The sequence below is a fragment of the Microbacterium sp. SCPM-O-B-15248 (M128) genome (assembly GCF_058214835.1).
On record NZ_JBYQLI010000027.1, the window covers coordinates 1 to 225 of the forward strand.

Annotated in this window: 1 protein-coding gene; it reads left to right on the plus strand. The window is 63.1% G+C overall.

The features are described from left to right. Nucleotides 1-121: 121 nt before the first annotated feature. A partial coding sequence (locus AC3E6M_RS17070; RefSeq protein ID WP_490530611.1) for a rhamnan synthesis F family protein occupies nt 122-225 on the plus strand: 104 nt, incomplete at its 3' end.

The window sequence follows — 225 nt, forward strand, 5'->3', positions numbered from 1 at the left end:
CTTTCCTGCGGCTGGTCGTCGGCTTGTGGTGTATGTGGTGTATGACCGTCGTGGGGGTGTGGACGAGTATGTCGTGCATGCGTTGGCGGGTTTGCGGGAGCATGCGGCGCGGATCCTGGTGGTGGTCAACGGGAGGTTGACGCCGGAGGGTCGGGCGCGGTTGGAGCCGGTGTCCGATGAGGTGCTGGTGCGTGAGAATGTCGGGTTCGATATTTGGGCGCACAA